This is a genomic window from Vibrio sp. S234-5 (assembly GCF_000960595.1).
Taxonomy (GTDB): Bacteria; Pseudomonadota; Gammaproteobacteria; order Enterobacterales; family Vibrionaceae; genus Vibrio.
In genome coordinates this window covers 1-428 of record NZ_JZAM01000342.1, presented here as the reverse complement: position 1 = coordinate 428, position 428 = coordinate 1, and the positions used below count along the sequence as shown (strand labels likewise).

Below are 428 nucleotides of genomic sequence, written 5' to 3'. Positions count from 1 at the left end.
GTGCTTAGATACAAAATGGAGCAGATATCATGGACGTATTGATCATGGCGGAAAAACACGATGAGTTACTGTCTGACTTGCCGGTTGAATGGCTTGTGCAAGAGCCACAAGAGATCACATCTCACTGGTTGCCAAACGAATTTGGAATCAATGAAGAGCTGATTTAGAAAGCACTTTACCCAACTACAATGCACAAAAAAGGCGAGCTACCTAGCTCGCCTTTCTCTTTCTTTACTCTCTATCGCAGATGCTTGTCTTCATCACGTAGATAGATCATCCAGTACCACATACCGACGAACACACCGCCGCCGATGATGTTACCGATCGTGACTGGGATAAGGTTGTTAACGATAAAGCCCATCATGTTCAAGTCCGCATAATTTGCGATATCAGCACCTGTCATTTGCCAGAAGGCTTCTGGCGCAAAG

Annotated in this window: 2 protein-coding genes; one reads left to right on the top strand and one right to left on the bottom strand. The window is 45.1% G+C overall.

Annotated features, from left to right (window positions below; genetic code table 11):
* The first annotated feature begins 29 nt into the window (after positions 1-29).
* Positions 30-167: a hypothetical protein gene (locus UF06_RS26485; RefSeq protein WP_005462421.1), complete on the top strand. Its 138-nt coding sequence runs from the start codon at positions 30-32 to the stop codon at positions 165-167.
* Between the two features lie 71 nt (positions 168-238).
* Here the strand turns inward: UF06_RS26485 and UF06_RS18930 are convergent.
* Positions 239-428, bottom strand: a 190-nt coding sequence (locus tag UF06_RS18930; protein ID WP_045571817.1) for a formate/nitrite transporter family protein, incomplete at its 5' end; no start/stop codon positions are given.

Excerpts from the sequence above, each read along its gene's own strand:
- UF06_RS26485 (WP_005462421.1), top strand. The coding sequence starts at position 30 with ATGGACGTATTGATCATGGCGGAAAAACACGATGAGTTACTGTCTGAC.